The 20,143-nt window shown below is 35.2% G+C and carries 12 protein-coding genes; 9 read left to right on the top strand and 3 right to left on the bottom strand.

The annotated features are described in order from the left end of the window. The first annotated feature begins 20 nt into the window (after positions 1 to 20). Entirely contained in the window at positions 21 to 1,376 is a 1,356-nt protein-coding gene (locus KDU71_RS11165) for a 4Fe-4S dicluster domain-containing protein (RefSeq protein WP_212190840.1), read from the top strand. Here the strand turns inward: KDU71_RS11165 and KDU71_RS11160 are convergent. Continuing rightward, on the bottom strand, positions 1,369 to 1,920 hold the full coding sequence (locus tag KDU71_RS11160; protein WP_212190838.1) for a WcaF family extracellular polysaccharide biosynthesis acetyltransferase: 552 nt from the start codon (positions 1,918 to 1,920) through the stop codon (positions 1,369 to 1,371). The genes KDU71_RS11165 and KDU71_RS11160 overlap by 8 nt on opposite strands. Positions 1,921 to 2,519: 599 nt before the next feature. Here KDU71_RS11160 and KDU71_RS11155 point away from each other — a divergent pair. After that, positions 2,520 to 3,122 carry a DUF6088 family protein gene (locus KDU71_RS11155; RefSeq protein ID WP_212190836.1) on the top strand — a complete coding sequence of 201 codons (603 nt, stop codon included), beginning with the start codon at positions 2,520 to 2,522 and terminating at the stop codon, positions 3,120 to 3,122. After that, a complete protein-coding gene (locus tag KDU71_RS11150) occupies positions 3,119 to 4,135 on the top strand; it encodes a nucleotidyl transferase AbiEii/AbiGii toxin family protein (protein ID WP_212190834.1) in 1,017 nt (338 codons plus the stop codon). Before KDU71_RS11155 ends, KDU71_RS11150 begins: the two co-directional genes overlap by 4 nt. Before the next feature lie 118 nt (positions 4,136 to 4,253). Here KDU71_RS11150 and KDU71_RS23425 read toward each other — a convergent pair whose 3' ends face one another. Continuing rightward, on the bottom strand, positions 4,254 to 4,490 hold the full coding sequence (locus tag KDU71_RS23425; RefSeq protein WP_212190832.1) for a DUF4248 domain-containing protein: 237 nt from the start codon (positions 4,488 to 4,490) through the stop codon (positions 4,254 to 4,256). 1,158 nt (positions 4,491 to 5,648) lie between these two features. Between KDU71_RS23425 and KDU71_RS11140 the strand changes: the two genes are divergently transcribed. The 3 genes from KDU71_RS11140 (at position 5,649) to KDU71_RS11130 (ending at position 8,520) form a co-directional block, all read left to right on the top strand. Then, positions 5,649 to 5,930 carry a helix-turn-helix domain-containing protein gene (locus KDU71_RS11140; protein ID WP_138529957.1) on the top strand — a complete coding sequence of 94 codons (282 nt, stop codon included), beginning with the start codon at positions 5,649 to 5,651 and terminating at the stop codon, positions 5,928 to 5,930. A 14-nt stretch (positions 5,931 to 5,944) separates the two neighbouring features. Then, a complete protein-coding gene (locus tag KDU71_RS11135; protein WP_212190830.1) occupies positions 5,945 to 7,300 on the top strand; it encodes a DUF3987 domain-containing protein in 1,356 nt (451 codons plus the stop codon). A gap of 227 nt (positions 7,301 to 7,527) precedes the next feature. Next, a complete protein-coding gene (locus KDU71_RS11130; RefSeq protein ID WP_212190829.1) occupies positions 7,528 to 8,520 on the top strand; it encodes a DUF6371 domain-containing protein in 993 nt (330 codons plus the stop codon). A gap of 74 nt (positions 8,521 to 8,594) precedes the next feature. Here KDU71_RS11130 and KDU71_RS11125 read toward each other — a convergent pair whose 3' ends face one another. Continuing rightward, positions 8,595 to 12,662, bottom strand: coding sequence for a hybrid sensor histidine kinase/response regulator transcription factor (locus KDU71_RS11125; protein ID WP_212190827.1), 4,068 nt, complete (start codon positions 12,660 to 12,662; stop codon positions 8,595 to 8,597). A gap of 413 nt (positions 12,663 to 13,075) precedes the next feature. On the opposite strand from KDU71_RS11125, the gene KDU71_RS11120 reads away from it, so the two are divergent. From KDU71_RS11120 to KDU71_RS11110, 3 genes are read left to right on the top strand one after another with little or no spacing between them, the layout of a single operon-like run. Further along, positions 13,076 to 16,186, top strand: a complete 3,111-nt coding sequence (locus KDU71_RS11120) for a SusC/RagA family TonB-linked outer membrane protein (protein WP_212190824.1) — start codon at positions 13,076 to 13,078, stop codon at positions 16,184 to 16,186. 4 nt (positions 16,187 to 16,190) lie between these two features. Beyond that, positions 16,191 to 17,693: a RagB/SusD family nutrient uptake outer membrane protein gene (locus tag KDU71_RS11115; RefSeq protein ID WP_212190822.1), complete on the top strand. Its 1,503-nt coding sequence runs from the start codon at positions 16,191 to 16,193 to the stop codon at positions 17,691 to 17,693. 1 nt (position 17,694) lies between these two features. Next, positions 17,695 to 20,112 (top strand): glycoside hydrolase family 2 protein, encoded by a 2,418-nt coding sequence (locus KDU71_RS11110; protein WP_212190820.1) that lies wholly within the window; start codon positions 17,695 to 17,697, stop codon positions 20,110 to 20,112. Positions 20,113 to 20,143: the final 31 nt, after the last annotated feature.

Genomic DNA, 20,143 nt, shown 5'->3' with positions numbered 1-20,143 from the left:
TGCTCATTTAAACATTGACCATGCCACACTTTAAACTATTTATGACACTTACGGGTGCAGCACTTGCCGCGCTAATGGTATTAATGTTCATTACCTCATTATTTGAAAAGCGCAACAACGCCGCTGTTAAAGCTGCCATTTTAATACTGGTTTGCGGAGCTATCACAATGCTTCCTTACCTCCTTGACGATACATATAAGGGATTGATTATTGCTTTTGATTCAATGGTTATCCTTGCCGGACTATACCTGTTTATCCCAAGCTCATTTTTTAAGACAGACAATGAACCTATTGCCTCAGGACAAATAGATGAAAGAACCATCATGTTCTCACGAAATGAACTAAAGCCCAACACTCAACATTACCAACAATACTACCAGATGCACCCCGAACACCTGGAAAATGATGAGCAATTCAGACAGCTGCCAGGTTTATTAAGCCCACAAGCAACATTTTACAACCCCCTTTCGTTTAGGGCAACCGACGCTCTCTTTCATATTGTTGATGGATTACACCAGTATGTTGAAGGCCAAGCCAAAGACACGTCCCACTCCGTTACCCCAGATAAATATGGTCAGTTTATAAAACAATGGGCCCGTAAGTCAGGGGCTGTATCAATTGGTTTCACCTCTTTAAAGGATTATCATTGGTACTCGGTTGGCGGACGAGGTGAACGCTATGGCAAAAAAATAGACAAACAACACCATACGGCCATCGCTTTCACTGTTGAGATGGATCACGAAATGGTAGCTGCTTCTCCCAGAAGTTCAATTATCATGGAATCGGCTAATCAATATCTGCAAGCAGGTATTATTGCCACGCAAATAGCCATGTTTATACGCAATTGCGGATTTAATGCACGTGCTCATATTGATGGTAACTACCAGGTGGTGGCCCCTTTGGTAGCACGCGATGCCAACCTGGGAGAAATTGGGCGGATGGGATTATTAATGACGCCTGAGCATGGCCCAAGAGTGCGTATAGGTGTGATTACAACAGATATGCCTTTACCTGTTGAAAACCGAAAGTACGATAGCAGTTATGAGGACTTCTGTAACAAATGCCTCAAGTGTGCCATAAATTGCCCGGCATCCGCTATATCGGATATCAACAAAGACATCATTAATGGTGTAGAACGATGGCAAATAAACTCAGAAAAATGCTTTAAATACTGGTGTAGTGCCGGCACCGATTGTGGTCGTTGCATGAGTACTTGTCCCTATTCGCACCCAAGCAATATCCTGCACAATATGGTTAGGTGGAGCATCCGACATTTTCCAAACTTTCGTTACTGGGCAGTACAGATGGATGACTTCTTTTATGGTCGCAAATCAACGCCTGCGAAATTACCTAAATGGTTGCAAACATCTAACTAATGATGCGCACCTTTACTTTTTCAGCCGGATTGCCTCTGTAGATAACATATGGCTCCATTGATGATGAAGCCACACTATTTACACTTAAAACGGAATGATTACCACAGGTAATGCCACCTGTTACCACACTTCTGGCGCCTAACCACACGCCATCTTCAATTAAAACCGGTGCCACCATTAAATCGAAGGCGGAACGTTTGTAATTATGGTTACCTATCAGAATCAAGGCTTCCTGAGATAAACAACAGTTTCTCCCGATAACAACCTTATCCAGATTATCAATCCACACACGCTCTCCTATCCAGGTGTTATCGCCAATCTCCAGCTTCCAGGGATATTTAATATTCACTCCAGGTTTAATTACGACCCCTTTTCCTAATTTGGCTCCAAACAAACGAAGCAATCGCACTTTTAAGCCTGATAATGGGTTACATGGATTAATAAAAAAAAGAGCATTAACCATAAACCAGATGGTTCTTTTCAAATAACCAGCTCCCTCATCAAACCAGTCATTATTGTATTTAGATAAGTCAGTACTTGTCATCAAATTGTATAATTGCAATGTTGAAAGTACAATCTTTATTATATGGTGGCAAATTTTAAAGGTACTGTTTTACGCAAGATAAATGCTGTTGATAGAACGGATAACAATATTCACCTAATAACCAGATTAGATAGTGTCTGATAATAAATAAACACAAAGCCCTGTAAGTTAATGCTTACAGGGCTTTACTTTGAACTACTTCCGCTTTCAGCGGAGAGAGAGGGAACTGAAAATTTACTTTAAGTACCCTATTCTCAATATTTTACGAATTCAATTTTTTAAGTCCTCTGTAAGTCCACCAAAAAAGGCCAAAAATTGCCCGTTTTAAATGCGTTTTATTGAACTCATTTCCCCCAAAAGTAGCAAAAAGGAATCGAACCTAAAAATGGATTTTTGTTAAGTATTTTGCGCAAAAAACTCGACATCTGAATGAGTGAAGATTTATCAAGAGTAAATATTGGCAAAATATACACTCGTTTTGTTTTGAGAAGTAAATATTACCCTCGTTACTATAGGTCTTAGAAAGTTTGATCTAAAATCCAATCAAAATGATTTTTGTCACAAATATTTACTAAATTTGTGACAAGATATTTATGTAAGTGATAGATACAGAAAGTAATATAAACAGATGTATTAGGTCAAAACCTAGAGGGGTGTTATTGTTTCCTGATGATTTTAACAAACTCGGAACACCTACTGCGATTCGTAAAGCATTACAACGACTTAGGGAGAAAGGACTTATAAAGCAAATAGCACAAGGGATTTATGTACGCCCAAAAATAAGTGAACTGATCGGCGAAGTAATGCCAACAGCCGAGGAGGTTGCTCAAGGTATAGCAAAGCGAGACAAAATAATGCTGGTTCCTACTGGTACATACGCACTAAATGCTTTAGGATTAAGTACACAAGTGCCTATGAACCTTGTTTTTCTTACAGATGGAGCTCCACGAACAATAAAAGTTGGCAAACGCACTATAAAACTTAAACGTACAACTCCCAAAAACCTTTTAGCCAAAGGAAAGATAAGTGCTTTGGTTATTCAAGCATTGCGTGAGCTTGGAAAGGATAAGTCCACTGAATCAGAAATACAAAAAATAGTGACCTTATTAAAAAAAGAAGATAAAAAGAAACTTATGCATGATATAGATTTAGCCCCTGTTTGGATTAAGAATATTATGCAACAAGCAATTGAGCAAGAATGACTGGTATAACGTTTTATAAAATTAAACCGGAAGAACGGAATTCAATATTTGAGGCAATAGGCAATAATATAGGCATTCCGGCATCGGCAGTAGAGAAAGATTGGTGGGTAGTACAAACCCTAGCTTTAATTCAGGAGTTGGAGGCAGCTCCACATATCGTGTTTAAAGGCGGTACTTCACTGAGTAAAGCATGGAGAATTATTGAACGTTTTTCGGAAGATATTGACCTTGCACTTGACAAAAGCTTTCTTGGCATTGAAGAATGCACCACCGTAAAACAGGTGAAAAAGTTAAGGTCTGCTACTCGAAAGTACATTTATGATAGCTTTATCCCTGAATTGCAGAATAAGTTTAACGAGGTTGGATTTACTGATATAAAAGTAGAATTATACGAAGAAGAAGGAGAAAACCTTGAGCCTGTTCAAATTTTAGTCAAATACGAAACATGTACCTCTTCCTCCTCTTACACAAAACCTGAAGTGAAAATTGAGATTGGAAGCCGTTCTTTGCGTGAACCGTTTACAAATTGTGTATTCTCATCGTTGGTTGGTGAACACTACAAGGGTAAACCATTTGCTGATGACCCAATAAGTGTAGGTTGCGTAAACCCTGAACGTACTTTTTTGGAAAAACTGTTCCTACTACACGAAGAATTTCAAAAGCCGGAGAATGAAATTAGGGTTGACCGATTGAGCAGGCATTTATATGATGTTGAAATGCTGATGCGAACAAAGTATGCTGAAATTGCATTAGCAAACAATGAGTTGTATAACGAAATAATAGAGCATAGAAAGGTTTATACCAAGATAAGCAATATTGATTACAGTGGGCATCAACCTAAATCATTGAATCCACTTCCACCTGATGCCGTTATTAATAGCTGGAGAAGGGACTACCAACGGATGCAGGAAGAAATGATTTATGGGACATCGTTATTATTTGACGAACTCATTGAACGTATTAAGTTACTAAAAGAAAGAATCAATAACTCCAAAGAAGAAAGAAACAAATAATTGACCAATTGCTTATATAGCAGGATTTTAAATTGTAGTTCAAGCCAAGAACTTGATCGAATTATCAATAAAGGGAACTGGTTTTCCTTTATTGAAGAAATTTTCTTTAAGATGGATCCTATAGCCCCTCAAACTCATCCTGATTAATACAAAAATGTTCCAGGATCACTTCCAGTTCTTTATGGGTAAAATAGTGAGCCCGTTTATTTCTGGTTAATGCATGAAGTTTCGAGTTTAATTTCGGCGATAGATTTATTTCCTTCCGCAGTAATTGCATGGCAGAAGTTACATTTGAACTTTGTGGGTATAATTTTTTAGCTAAATCTTGCTTTAGTATTGTTCGGGGTAATCTCATTGTATTGCGCTTAATATTATTCTACTTTATTTTGATGGTTGTAAAATTATATTATAAATTTTTGCGATAAGTGAGGGCAGAATCAAGTTTACTTGATTTATGCCGAGCGGAGCAAAAATCATGAAAGTAATCACAAAACTAGCGACTTACAGCTAGGCCAATTTCGGACACAGCTATGCCAATTGACGACAATTTGAATTTTTTATCGTTTCATGTGCGACAGCCCCTACCATCTCCAATAAAGTACTCAAAATACACTCTTAAAAACGAAGCACTTTTTTTAATGTAACACTGGAGTTGTTTTCATATTGGTGGTGATTTACATCAAGCACTATTGATAATGAGCAAAGCATACAAAAAGCAATCTCAATTTTTGAAAGCATTCAAAAAGCACACTGAATATTGTCTTCAAAATTATGCAAAGCACTCAAAAGCAAGCGCAATATACTCTAGATATGGTCTGTAAATACTCTGAAAATACTCTCAAGCATGAAAAAGCACTTAAAAGCTATCTGTATATTGGTGCATACAGTGCTTTTGAGCTTGTTTTGCATGGTTTTTCGTGTGTTTTACCATGATTTCCCTTAAGAAGTCCCTATAACAACTCAAATTCTTCCTGGCTTATACAATAATGTTCCAGAATAGCTTCCAACTCTTTGTGAGTGTAATAATGAGCTCGTTTATTTCTCGTCAACTTTCCCGAGCAATTGCATCGCTGCATTGATATTTGAACTCTGAGGGTATAGTTTAACGGCCAAATCTTGTTTTAATATCGTTCGTCTAAATGTCATTTTAGTGGTTGTTTATTGCATTATTTTGGTCAGTAATAAGGAAATAGAAAGCAATGACAAAAGGATTGAAGCATAAGGAAATAAATAGCAATAAAAGTCAAAACATTTGATTTTTAGATGGTATTAAAAAGCAGTAAATAGGAAAATGTCGAGAATTATTGCTTTGAAGTAATTTACTCTGTACTCAATAATATTTACTTGCGCTCAATTAAGAACCGATAAAACGATAAAATACGATACAAAACATTTTTTTACTTGCTATTACTCTCCTTTACTTTCCGTTACTATCTTTTACTGGAAAGTGACTTCACAGTATTGCTTAGGTTTGACGAAATAAAATTTAATAACACATTTAAATCGTATAAAAATGAGCAAGACAGTTGTAATTGTAGATGAGCATCTATTTAATAAGTTAATGGGTAAGATTGACCATATTAACGATAAGATTGATAGTATCAATGTGGCCAAGAATGATGGTTTTAAAGATCGTTGGTATGTTACAGAAGAAGTATGCAAATTATTAAATGTTAGCAGACGAACGTTACAGACTATGCGTGATAATAAAGTGATTGCCTACAAAAAGACTGGTCGTAAAATCTATTACAAAGCTTCGGAGATTGAAGCATACCTGGAGAGTATTAATGGGTAATTTTTTGTAAGCGTATGAAATCAATTGAAAACGATAAAACAGAATTGGGAAAGGCACACCTTACATATGGAAAACTATCATTAGAAGAAGCCAATGTCAGACTAAAGCAGGAAGGTGAGTCTGAATTTCCTTTAAGCATATTTCCAAGGTTTATCCAGAACACCATTCTTGAACTGTATGATAATGGAAATTACAATATAGATTATACCGCCGTTAGTATACTGACAGCATTGGCAGGGATAATAGGAAACTCATATCATCTGCGAAAACATATCGAGTGGATAGAAAACCCATCAATGTGGGTTGTGCTGGTTGGTAAGTCTGGACAGAATAAAAGTGCTCCATTAAAAACAGCTTTTAAAGCCGTTAAGAACCAACAAAAACAATTTGATAAAGAATACGAGGCAGCTGTAGCTAACTTTGATCCGGATGCAGGTGACAAAAAGCCGATAAAGCGAAAGCTCTATTCCACTGACCCAACATTCGAAGCCTTAATCAATATGCACAAGCAAAACCCCAATGGAATGATATTGATGCCTGATGAGTTTAAGAGCTTTATATTGAATTTGATTGGTTACAGCGGAACCTCAAAGCAAAGTCAGTTTTTATCCATTTGGGATGGTGCGCCTATTTCACTAGATCGTAAAGAAGTTGAAAGCTCTTCGTTGAGTATGCCTTGTGTTTCCATTATTGGAAGTATTCAGGATGATGTGATTGCATCCTTTAAGGCAAAGGATATCAAAGACGGGTTCTTTGAGCGAATTTTATTTGCCATTCCATTAAAAATGGAAAAGAAATATATCCAAAGAAAAAATCCAGATGATTATATGGTGGAGAAATTCCATACCAGAATGAAAGCTTTGATGGATAAAGTCTATGAGAACATGGGTACAATAGAGTTATCATTATCAGAAACGGCAGAGGTCTTATTTATTGATGAAGTCAATAAACATGTAAAGCCATCCAATAAGGATGCAACCATTTCTGGAATCCTGTCGAAGTTGGATAGGTATATATTACGGTTTGCCCTGATTCTTGAAGTCTCCAATAGCTTTTTTGAAGGGCAACCGATTAAGCATATTACCATGGACTCGATGAAGAAAGCCATTATGCTAAAGGATTACTTTTATGTCAATGCTTTAAAACTCAATAATATGGTTTTGAATGTGTATGAGGACAACTCCAAGGAGGGTAAAGTTCTACAAGTCATTAAAAAGATTGGGAAAAAGGAATTTACCAACAAAGAGTTTATTCAAATGGCAGACCATATGGGTATTGCTAAAGAATCATATGCCTACCAATTGCTCAGTAATACCAAGTTGGCACATAAGGTGCAAAAGGGAGTGTATGAAACAGAAATTTTAAACTAGAGAACTGTAGAGTTTGTGGAGTTGTGGAGTTTGATTGATTCACAGTACTTTATGTGTGGAGTTTGAGTGTAGTAAGTGTGGAGTATGGAGCAGCATAAATAGTTCAATAATTATTTTAGATTTGATAAGATTGTGGAGTGAGTGGAGTAGTATGGACTAGTAAGTGCTTGAAAAACAACAATCCTCCACTACTCCACAAACTCCACTAAAACAAAAAACTCTCCTTTATGCCAGATATTCGCTATTCATTGGAAAAATACAAAGGGCGCTCAACCAGGTATCATTGTCCGCAATGTCACCAACGGACTTTTACCCGGTATATTGATAATCACACCAACAAACATTTATCTGATTATACAGGTAGGTGTAACCGTGTGGAAAAATGCGGTTATCATTTCACGCCCAAAATGTACTTTGAGAAAAATGGATACGAACCGGATGATTATATTAAACCGACTCTTAAGCCAAAACCAATCATCAAACCTCCTTCATGTATTGACAAAGAGTTAATGTTATCTTCCCTTACGAACTATCACCAAAATAACTTTGCTATTGGCTTGAGTAAATACTTTCCTGAGCACTTGGTTTTAGAAGTATTACAGAAATATTACGTTGGTACAGCCAAAGGGAATAAAACCATATTTTGGCAAGTCAATCGATTGGGACAAGTGCGAACAGGTAAGGTAATGCAGTACAATTCAGCTACACTAAAACGAGTTGGTTATATCAATTGGGTGCACCATGTCACTAAGCAAAAGGACTTCAATCTAAAACAAGTATTCTTTGGCGCTCACCTACTTATTGATAAAACAAGACCCGTTGCCATTGCTGAAGGTGAAAAGAATGCCATATTCGGAGCATTGTATTATCCACAATACAATTGGGTTGCTGTTGGCTCTATTGAAATGCTGAATGTGCAAAAGCTAAATACGCTCAAAGGTTACCAGGTCACTTTATTTCCAGATAAAGGGAAAGCATTTGATAAGTGGAGCAAAATTTCAGAAAGTGCTTGCTTTGATGTTCATGTAAATACTGTTCTGGAAAATACAGCTTTAAATGAAGGTGATGATATCGCTGACTTGGTTATCTCTATCAAAAAGGAACAATATCTGGCAGGTCCAGAAGGTCTAATTGATAAGTTTAAAAGGAAAAATAAGTACCTGGGTTTATTGATGGATGAATTTGATTTGAAGCTGACTTCTCTATCAGGTCATGCTTAAAATAATTGTATCTATCTTTTCTTGAAAATGTATGACTATATTACAAATGGTAATAATTTTAATACAGAGAATAGCTATGACCTATTTTTTTTATATTCAGTGGGTGTACAATTATATTTCTCTTTAAAGCACTTGGTAAAGTAGGCTGGAGTAGCAAACCCGCAAGAGTATGCTATCTCAGAAATATTAGCGCCATTCTTGTCCAGATACTGTTTTGCGCGTTTAAGTCTCATTTCCTTAATTAATTCAATTGGTGTTTGATCGGTTAATGCTTTAATTTTCCTATAAAGTTGTTTGCTGCTGATTTTCAGTTCACTTGCTAGATTATCAACACTTAAGTCGAAATTAGCAATGTTTTCTTCAATTATAGCCAGTGTCGATCTCAGAAATTTCTCATCAAGTGACTCAATTTTAATTTCATTTGGCCCGATGATCAGGTTTTCTGAATACTTCTTTTTTAGTTTTTCTCTATTTACTATTAAATTATCTATTGTAACTTTTAAATGTGTGAAATCAAATGGTTTAGTTATGTATGCATCAGCACCCTCAGACAATCCTTGTATTTTCTGGTCTATCGAGGATTTTGCAGTCAGCATAATGAATGGTATGTGAGAATATAAAACATCCTCCTTAACCATCTGGCAAAATTCATTACCTCCCATAATTGGCATCATTAAGTCTGAAATTATTAATGAAACCTCCGTATCTTTTACTTTTTTCAGTGCTTCTTTACCATCAGCTGCCTCAATAAAATTGTAAAAAGGGTGTAAATGCTTGATGATATACTTCCTGATCTCATCATTATCTTCTGCGATAAGGATAGTGTTCTTTTCCTTTTGTCCTTCAACTGAATCACCATCATTAATATTTTGTGATGATGAATTATGAACTATATCAATTTCCGGATATTCATTTTTCTCAGTAGATGTGAATGCAAAATCAGTATTTGAATCAAAATGACTTTTCCCTTTTAATAATTTCACCTTGAAACAGGAGCCTTTTCCAGCTTCGCTTTCAACCGCAACACTGCCATGATGCAATTCTGCAATATCTTTCACTAAATTTAATCCAATGCCAGTCCCTGATTGGTTTCGGTTATGGTCATCCTGATAAAAACGTTCAAAGATATGCTTTTGGTTTTCTTTACTAATGCCCTTGCCGGAATCACTAACTGATACTATTATGTATTTTGCTTTTTCCTCAATAGATAGCTTAATACTACCGTGTCTTTGGGTGAATTTTAATGCATTCGAAAGAAGATTATTTAATAGCATTTCCATTTTTTGTTGGTCAAACCACAATTGAATTTTAGTTTCAGAAGTGATTAATCGTGTATCAAGTTCTTTATCCTTAAAGCTGAATTCAAAAGCCTTAAAGATACTTTGAGCAAAATCAACAAAATTATACTGATTAACTGCCAGTCTCATTTTTCCAGCATCTATCTTTCTAAATAGCATCAATTGATCAATGAGATTTTTTAATTTTATAGCATTCTTATGAGCTATATTTACAGATTCAATATATTCTTCTGGGTGGATAGGTTTAGTTCTTAGGATATTTTCAAGGGGAAGGAGAATCAGAGTTAAAGGGGTTTTAAACTCATGTGAAATATTCGTAAAGAATTGGAGTTTAATCTTATTAATTAATTTAATATGACTTTTTTCCTTGTCAGCTATAATTAGTTTAATACCCATATAGGTGAATGAGAATATTAATATGGCATATAGTACAAAAGCCCAAGGACTGGCATACCAATATGGTGCCACTTTAAATTTGATTATTTTCTCATCAGGCATCCAAATATCATCATTATTGGTAGCCTTAAGAATGAATGTGTAATTTCCTTTTCTAAGGTTCGAATATCGAGCGTAATTTTTATCACCAGTGGTATAATTCCATTCTGTATCAAATCCTTCTAGTTTATAACTGTAATTATTTTCATAGAGGCCGGAGAAGTGCATGGAAGCAAAGTTAATTACAATGTTTCTGTCAGATTCCTTAAGATGTATCAGGTCTTCAAAATGAATGGGTTTGCTAATTGTCTTCTGGTTATTTAAATCTTTACCAGGAAGAATCATCTCGTTATTTACTTCAATTGAACTAATTTGAATTGGTGCAATGAAATTATTGGAAGTAAATTGCTGAGGGTAAAATGATACTACCCCATTTATAGCTCCAAATAGTAGCTGTCCATTTTCAGTTAATAAAGACGAACGTTTGTTAAATACACCTATTGGCAAGGTCCGTTCGATTTCAAAACTTTGGTAGGTATCGTGAGAGTAGTTGGCAAATCTGTAAAGTTTTGTATAATCTGATAGCCATAATGATCCTTCCGGAGTTAATATCCCATTTATTACTTTGGAATTTGAGATGCCTGGTATAATAATTTCTCGGAAATGTCCCTTTTCAAATAAGCATATTCCTTTAGATGTGCAGAATAATAAACTCTTGTTAGGTAGTTTAATTATATCATAGCAAGTATTTGACAGGAGGTTGCCTTTAGTCGTTTTAACGGTATAAACCTCATATTCATTAGTATTTATATTAATCCTAAAAACTCCATTTCCATTGGTGCTGACCCATAAATAATTTTGATCTTCCAATAATGTTTGAATTTTATCTGATGGTATGGAGAATCCAGAATGATTACTATAATGGGCAACACTGTCTTCTTTTAATTCACCGTTAATGCTTCTTGAACGAAATATTCTATTGATACCATGACCACTTGTTCCAATCCAAATACTATTATCCTCAGTTTCAATTACTGTGTTGGTAAAGTTTGTAGACAATCCAAGTTTAGAGGTGTTTTCCGAGAAGATATCGAATGTATTCCTTTTTTCATTAATTTTGAATACCCCCTGAACTGTTGCAGCCCAAAGACTACCTTCCCTATCGATATGAAGATCATTGGTTTTTGAATCAGTAGGATAACTATTGAATTTCCCGGTCTTTTTATTTACAAAAGCTATTCCATTACCACTGCCAAACCAAATATTTTTATCTGACTCTGCGAAACATGCAATATCATAATCAGTAAAATCAAGATTGGTATTATTTATCCTATTGAAGCTAAATTGTGCTTTGTTGATGTCAAAAATATTTATCCCATTGTTAGTGCCAATCCACATTGTACCCGAGGCATCAATATATGTGCATTTTATCACATTATTAGATATGCTTCTGATATTATTAGGTTGATAAAAAAAGTGCTCAAATGTTCTTTCAAATGGAGAAAATAAATTAAAACCAAAATCTGTTCCTAAAGGAATTTTACCATTAATATAAGGCCCAATGGATTTAATGGTATTATTTGATGGCGATTTATACTTATCCTTGGTAACATAGAATGTTTGGAATTCCTTTGAAGATATGTCAATTTTGAATAAACCCTTATTGGTGCCGGCAAAAATATGATTAGGTAATATGCTATACGTTTTTAAATCTAATACGAGATCATTAGGTGCTTGATTATCCAACTTATTAGTTAATTTAAGTTTAGTAAACGATTCGGTTACCGGGGAGAATATATTTAAACCATCATACGTGCCTACCCAAATATTCCCTTTTGAGTCTTCTGCTATTGCACGAACAATATTATGGCTTAATGAGGTCTCTACATTAGGTTGATGGTAATAATTTTTGAATGATTGATCTCCCGGATTAAATACAGATAAGCCATTTTTCGTCCCAATCCAAACTTGGTCATTTTTATTAATAAACAAAGCTCTGACTTCGTTATTGCATAAAGAGTTGTTGTTATTTGGCTTATTTACATATGCTTTTGTTTTGTAAGTGTTTAAATCAATGAGCAACAGGCCATTATTGGTGGCTGCCCATAATGAATTATTTTTGTCGACAATAAGAGCTGATATAGCCGATTCAATACCTAAACCTATATTATTGGTATAAAACGGTTGTTCGAATGTGTATCCATCATACCGGAATAATCCGTTTGAAGTTCCAACCCACATAAATCCATCATGATCCTGGGCAAAAGAAAGAACACTATTAGTAGGCAATCCCTCCTTTAATCCTATATGCTCAAATCTAATATCTATAGAATTGGAATAAGTGAGTTGAAATGAAGTTAAAAATAACCAAAGAACCCATACTCCTTTTCTGGAATTTGTAATTTTCATTAAGGCTTAAATTTTAATATCTCTAAAAATAAGGGAAAATGTCGACTTAAAAATCGCAATGTCTTATTATTTATTTTAATTGTCTGATTTGTTGTATTGCAAAGTGACGTTGTATGTATTGCGCTGTTTATTAGGTAGTATTGAGCGAAGATTGCTTCTATTGTCTTAAAAATTGTTGAATTATGTCTTTTTGTTATATGCATTTATTTTGATAGACCTTACTATTGTATCATGAAATTAAAAGTACGTTTTCAGGTTATGACGCTTTCCTTATTTATTGCATCAATAATTATAGTATTACTATTAATTATTATTTAGTTGGTTTATTGAATCATCAAAAAAACCGAAGGTCTGGACGCCCCCGGTTTTAATTTTAAATATTGGAAAATATTCAGGTTAATTAATTCAAAAGTATGAAAAAAAAACATGTGATAAGGTGCTTATCGAGAATAGCAGCATCCGAATTGAATTTAAAAAGGAAGCTTATTTTTTTATTCCTGATATTGTTGTTAGGGGTTACCTCTACACAGAATAGTTATTCGCAAGATGCAGGTTCCAGGAAAAAGAAGACCATTAGTGGAAGCATAAAGGATGAAACAGGCGAGACTCTTCCGGGTGTAAATGTGTTAATAAAAGGAACAACAAATGGTACGATTTCCGATATGAATGGCAACTATATTATATCCGATGTGCCTGTTGGTTCCGTCTTGAAATTCTCATTTATAGGGATGGCTAACCAGGAGGTGGTAGTAGGTAGGGAATTGACCATTGACGTGCAGATGATGCCTGCTGCCATTGGCCTGGATGAAGTAGTAGCTGTTGGTTATGGTACTCAGAAAAAGAGGGATGTTACAGGAGCGGTTGCATCTGTATCAAGTGAAGATATACCTAAGGGATTAAATAAAGATGTGGGAAGCACTTTATCTGGAATGACTGCAGGTGTTAATGTTATACAATCAGGAGGTGCAGATCCAAATGCTTTGCCTAAGATCAGGATTCGAGGAAGTAATAGTATCAATTTATCAAGTGAACCTTTATACGTGGTAGATGGAATTCCCATTGACCCGGAGATGAACAATACGATAGACCCCTCGATAATTGAACGTATTGATATTTTAAAAGATGCAAGTGCTGCAGCAATTTATGGAATAAGGGGAGCTAATGGTGTAATACTAATTAAAACAAAAGATGCGGCAGAAACAGAAGGGCTTATTGCATATAATTCTAAGTTCGGTATTCAAAAATTAATCAGACCATTTGAGTATGCCCCGGCATCTGAGTTGGCAAAGATTGAAAATGAAGTTGCAGAAGCCGAAGGGAATGATCCTATTTATTCAGATGAGGAAATTGCAAATATGGGTGATGGCTATGATTATATAGATGAAACATTCCGTACGGCTTTTTATCAGGATCATAACCTTAATTTTATAAAAGGGAATAAAAAAAACCAGGTATTTGTTTCATTAGGCTATACTAATCAAGAAGGAATATTGAAAAATACTGATTTTGAAAGGTACACTTTTAGTGTTAAAACAAGTAGTCAATTATCTAAAAATTTTTCTATCAGTAATAATATAAAAACAGCTTTCATCGATGCTAATTATACTAATTACTCTCCTGGGTCTAGTAGTGAAAGTGTAATGTATAATATATTACAGGTTAATCCCTTAATTCCTTTTTATAACGAGGATGGTACATATGGTGAGCCTCCGGTTGGTGTAGCTGGTACAAATCCATTACCATATCTATATGATGTAGAAAAAAACAATAAAGTTTATAATGTTCTTTTAAGTACACAATTAAATTATAAACTGACAAAAAAAATAGATGTTAAGCTTACTGGTAGTTATATATATAATAATGATTTAAAGAATAGATTCTTCCCAAGCACTACTAAAGAAGGTGCAATAGACGCAAATGGATTGTCAGGGATGGCCAAAAAAAGTAGTGCAAGATCTTCAAAATTATTAGGCGACTTTTTAGTGACTTACAATAATAAATGGAACAAACACAAACTAGTAACCTTAGCTGGTGTATCAGCAGAAAAGAACAGAAAAGAGTTGTTTGACATAACAGCTAAAGGTTTTGCAACCGAAGACGTTTCGTTTAACAATCTCGGTATGGCTAGTTCATTTACCAATCCTGCTAGTTCTGTGATAAGTCCTTCAACATTAGGTTATTTAGCACGTGCAGAGTATAGCTTTGGACTAAAATATAACCTGACAGCTTCGATGCGTTATGATGGGGCAAGCGTTCTACCAAAGGATAATAGATGGGGTTTTTTCCCTTCTGCAGGTGCTTCTTGGTGGTTAAGTGAAGAAGGGTTTGTCGGAAACCTTAAAGATAAATTAGGTATTAAAATAAGACTGGGTTATGGGTTAACAGGTAATATTAATGGTATTGCCGAAGGAGCTTCTTTGGTAAAAATGGATGGAGTTTATACGAAATATACTTTTGATGGAAACAACCTAATTACCGGACTAGCACCTGGGAATATTGCGAACACAGACTTACAGTGGGAAAAGACAAAACAAAGCAATGTTGGGTTAGATTTAATATTAACCAATACGCCATGGTCTTTGAGTTTTGATTATTATAATAAGCAGACAACCAATCTAATTTTTAACATGCCCATAAATCAATATTATGGTCATAAAACGATTATAGTAAGTGATGGTGTCGTCTCAAACGAAGGGTTTGAAATAAATTTATCGGGGAAAATTAAATTAGCCAATCATTTGAGTCTCGAAATGAATGGTAACTTCAGTTATAACGATAATAAAGTAGATGTCTTGCCTAATGAAAATACGATGTTATTAACAGGCTATAATGTAGGTATTGGACAAGGTACGATTGATTATAACAGATGGATGGTTGGTCAACCAATTAGTACGTTCTATGGCTATAAAGCCGACCGAATTATTCAAGAAAATGATGAGCAAACATTGCAGCCTAATAGTGAACCCGGAGATTATCTATTCAAGGATCTTAATGAAGATGGAGTAATAGATGAACAAGACAAAACTATTTTAGGTCATGGACTTCCAAAATACAGAGCTGCTTTAAATTTAAATTTATCCTATAAAAGATGGTATTTAGGTGCCCAATTTACCGGTAGCTTTGATGTGGATAGGTTCAATGTGAATAGAGCAAAAAATGAATCTCGATTCTGGGATACTGCTTTAGACAGGTGGACCCCAATTAATACGGATACTCCAATTGCAAAAAGTGGCTCATGGAAAACAACTCAGTACGGTAGTTTTGCCAGCGACTATTTTGTTGAAGATGCTAGTTATGTACGATTACAAAATCTAACATTGGGTTATGACTTAAATTTAAATCGAAGTGAATTCTTAAAAAGTTGTAACATATCTGTAACAGCACAAAACTTATTTACTATAACCAATTACAGCGGGTTTGATCCGGAGAGTAGCACCGGCAATACGAATACTAACCTAGGACTGGATCAGAATGGATCTCCTCAGAGTCGTAATTATCTATTAACCCTTAATTTAAAATTTTAATAAGATGAAATTTATAAAAAAATATATAATTCTGTTCTTATCGCTTGCTACAATTACATCTGCTTGTGATGGATTTCTGGAGGAAGAGTTATTAAGTACTCCTGTAAGTAAAAAATTCACTACACAACAGGAACTAAACTCATCATTAACAGGTTTGTACTCTAGCCTGTTGGGCATGGAAAAAGGGGGCTATTATCAGCGATGGTATCTTTTTTTGCAAGAGGTGCCAACCGATATCTCTCAGGGAAGTGGTGTAACAAAAATATTTAACGAGTTTACCTACACACCAGAAGAATCTGTTTTTCAAGATATATATGGCGATATATACAATACCGTTAACAGGGCAAATGTTATGCTTGAGAAAATGCCTGAACCACTTAATGATGAATATTTCATTAAAGTAAAAGGGGAAATTAAATTTTTACGTGCATTGGCTTATTACGATTTAACTTCATTATTTGAAAGCGTGGTATTGATTACTAACTCGCATTATGACCCAGAAAAAAAATATGAATTATCAAGTTGGGAAGATATTAACAAATTTATTACTGATGAATTAAATGAGGCCATAAATCTATTAGATGTGGATGCGCCAGAGCAGCGACCAGGAGCTGTAACAAAAGGTGCGGCATTAGGCCTGTTATTAAAAACACACTTAAGAACCAAGCAATGGAATGAGGTGGTTAGTGTGGCTGAAAAAATAAGGCAATTAAATAAATATGACTTGTTGCCCGAGTACAATGACCTTTGGGATCCAACCAATCCATTAAATCATGAAGTTTTGTTCAATGTAATGATATCAGATGATGCTTTTGATAAAAATTTAGGTTCAGCAAATTCAGGATCGACTGATTTGGCAATTTTTCAATATGATTTTGCTTCAGATTATTTTGGATCAGGCAAGATATTCTCGATGGAACTAAAATTCTATTATTCATTTGATCAGGAGAATGATAAACGATGGCTTGATGTTATGCGCCATCAATGGATAAACAGAGATGGTGAAATAATTAAACCAGTGGCTGCAAATGGTAAACCTCAGCCAGGGTTTAAGGGGCCTGGACCGAAAGGAAAATCACTTCTATTCTTCCATAATAAATATCCACATGGAGATGCTGGCAAAGGCATTGATTTACGAAATGATATGTTTCAAAAAGTCAACTTACCCGTGCTACGATATGCTGATGTTTTACTAAGTGAGGCAGAGGCTCTAAATGAGATTAATGCAGGTGATACTGAATCTTTTGCTAAAGTCAATGCCATTCGTCAACGAGCTGGTCTTGAAGCTTTACCTTCTGATTTAACTCAAGATCAATTAAGAGAAGCCATATTGCAGGAAAGAGCATGGGAGTTCTTTAATGAAGGAAAGAGAAAAGAAGACTTAATCAGACACGATAAATTCGTCGAAAAAATAGAAAATAGTGGTGAAAAACCGATTGTTGTAGATGATACAAATCGATACTATCCTTTACCAAAAAATGAATTAGAATTAAATCCGGAGTTGTAAGATGAGAAGAATAATATTAATTTTTAGTCTGCTTACCCAGTTAGTTTGGCACGTAGCTATAGTTGCTCAAAATAGAGAGAACATTAATTTTAATAACGATTGGTTGTTCCGATTAGGGGATATAACTGACTTTGAAAAAACAAATTACGATGATACCTCCTGGAGGCAAATTGACATCCCTCATGATTGGTCTATTGAAGGTAATTATTCAGAAAAAAATCCTTCAGGCACACATGGTGCCTTTTTGCCAACAGGTATAGCTTGTTATCGAAAGCATTTCGAATATAGCCCCAAATGGGATTCAAAGAAAGTAACCGTAATATTTGACGCCATTTATTGTAACAGTACAATATATATAAATGGTCAAAAATTAGGTTTTCATCCCAATGGCTATTTACCTATTCGTTATACACTTAATCAATATTTGAAACCAGGAGAGAATGTTATTGCCGTAAAAGTAGATCATTCAAAAACGCCCAGCGGAAGATGGTACACAGGTAGTGGGATTTATAGAGCTGCAAGGTTGCAAATAACAGAACCTGTTCACCTTGATGAAACGAGTTTGTTCGTAACAACCAAAGATAACCGGGAAGTTACAGTAAAGTATGAGCTTACTGGAGTAAATGACAAAGAGGCCTCTGCTTATTCAATGATTGTGCGCATATACAATCAGGATAATAGAGAAGTTGCTAAAAAGCGTTTGACTCACAAGGAAATTACGAATGAAACTACCATAAAGCTTAAGAATCCAAATACCTGGAGTGCTCAAACACCTTATTTGTATACCTGCGAAATAGAATTACTAAAGGGTAAAGAAGCCATTGATTTACATCAAACCAAATTTGGTTTTCGACACATTGAAGTTAGTAGCACTAAGGGTTTGTGGATCAATGGTCAAAAGGAAATATTAAAAGGAGTTTGCCTACATCAGGATGGAGGTCCTGTTGGAACTGCAGTGCCACGTGACCTTTGGTTGTATCGACTAAAACTATTAAAGGAGATGGGGTGTAATGCTGTTCGTACTGCACACAATCCTTTTCAAACTGATTTTTACGAAATATGCGATAGTATTGGTTTGTATGTAGTTGATGAGATTTTTGATGGCTGGGAAACACCAAAAGCAGAATACGATTACGGTTTATATTTCGAAGAAAATTGGCAGAATGATCTGGAAACATTTATAAAACGTGACAGAAACCATCCGAGCATACTGTTTTGGAGTATTGGCAATGAAGTTAAAAAGGCAACTCCAGAAACAGAGAAAAAACTGTATGATTTCATTAAACAGTACGATACAACCCGATTGATCACTCAAGGGCGCAGTTATAATGGGAAATCTGTTGACATTATTGGTTTTAATGGTAGAGGTGAATATTTAAATGCTCTTGTTAAGTACCATGAAAAGTATCCTGAAAAAATTCTTTTAGGGACTGAGATGACACACAACTATCAAACCCGAGGTTTTTACAGAACCAAAACATTATACAGACTTCGTGACTTCCCAGCACCTTGGGAACTAGAACGCAAACAAAGTTTTGAGGATATTAAAAACAGGATTTATCACGTAGAAGATCTATCACCCACAGAAATATTCCCTGATGATAATTTAGTTTATCAGTCCAGCTACGACAATAGTATTGTGAGAATGGGTATCAGGGATTACTGGAAAGCCACAAAAGATTTGCCTTATTATATTGGAGGTTTTCGCTGGACTGGTATCGATTACCTGGGAGAATCGTTTCAATGGCCTGCACGAACAGCAAACTTCGGCGTGATTGATTTGGCAAACCTGCCAACAGATAGTTATTATCTCTATCAAAGTTTATGGTCTGACACTCCTATGGTTCATATTTTACCTCATTGGACCCACAAGGTAAAAGAAGGTACCGAAATACCTGTTGTAGCCTATACCAATTGCGCAGAGGCTGAATTGTTTCTAAATGGCAAGTCTTTGGGTAAGAAGAAGATGACTGACGATTTGCAAATTGTATGGAATGTGCCTTATCAACTCGGTGAATTAAAAGTAGTAGCCACAGATAGTAAAAAGCAAACAATAAGCAAAAAGGTTCAAACTGCCGGATTGCCCTATAGAATCAATCTACGTACTTCTCATAATGTGCTGTCTGAAAAGCATAATGATGCAATAATTGTGTTTGCTGAAGTTGTAGATGAAAACAATGTTCCGGTGCCCTATGCTGATAATTGGATAGAATTTAGCTCCACAGAGCACCTGGAGTTAATTGGTGTGGAAAATGGTGATGTACTGGATTTATCAAACAATAAAATAAAAGCTAGAAAAGCTTTCCATGGTCAATGTATAGCAATATATAAGCCAGTTAAAAAAGGCAACAACGTTAAAATTAAGGCAACTAGCCTGGGATTAATAGGGAAAGAAATTAACATTAATATACGGGAATAATAGAATGAAACGAAGATGAATGTTAATGGTG

It is taken from the genome of Carboxylicivirga sediminis, from assembly GCF_018156225.1.
Taxonomy (GTDB): Bacteria; Bacteroidota; Bacteroidia; order Bacteroidales; family Marinilabiliaceae; genus Carboxylicivirga; species Carboxylicivirga sediminis.
Note: the sequence above shows the minus strand (reverse complement) of the source record. Positions and strands in the feature narration are given on the sequence as shown.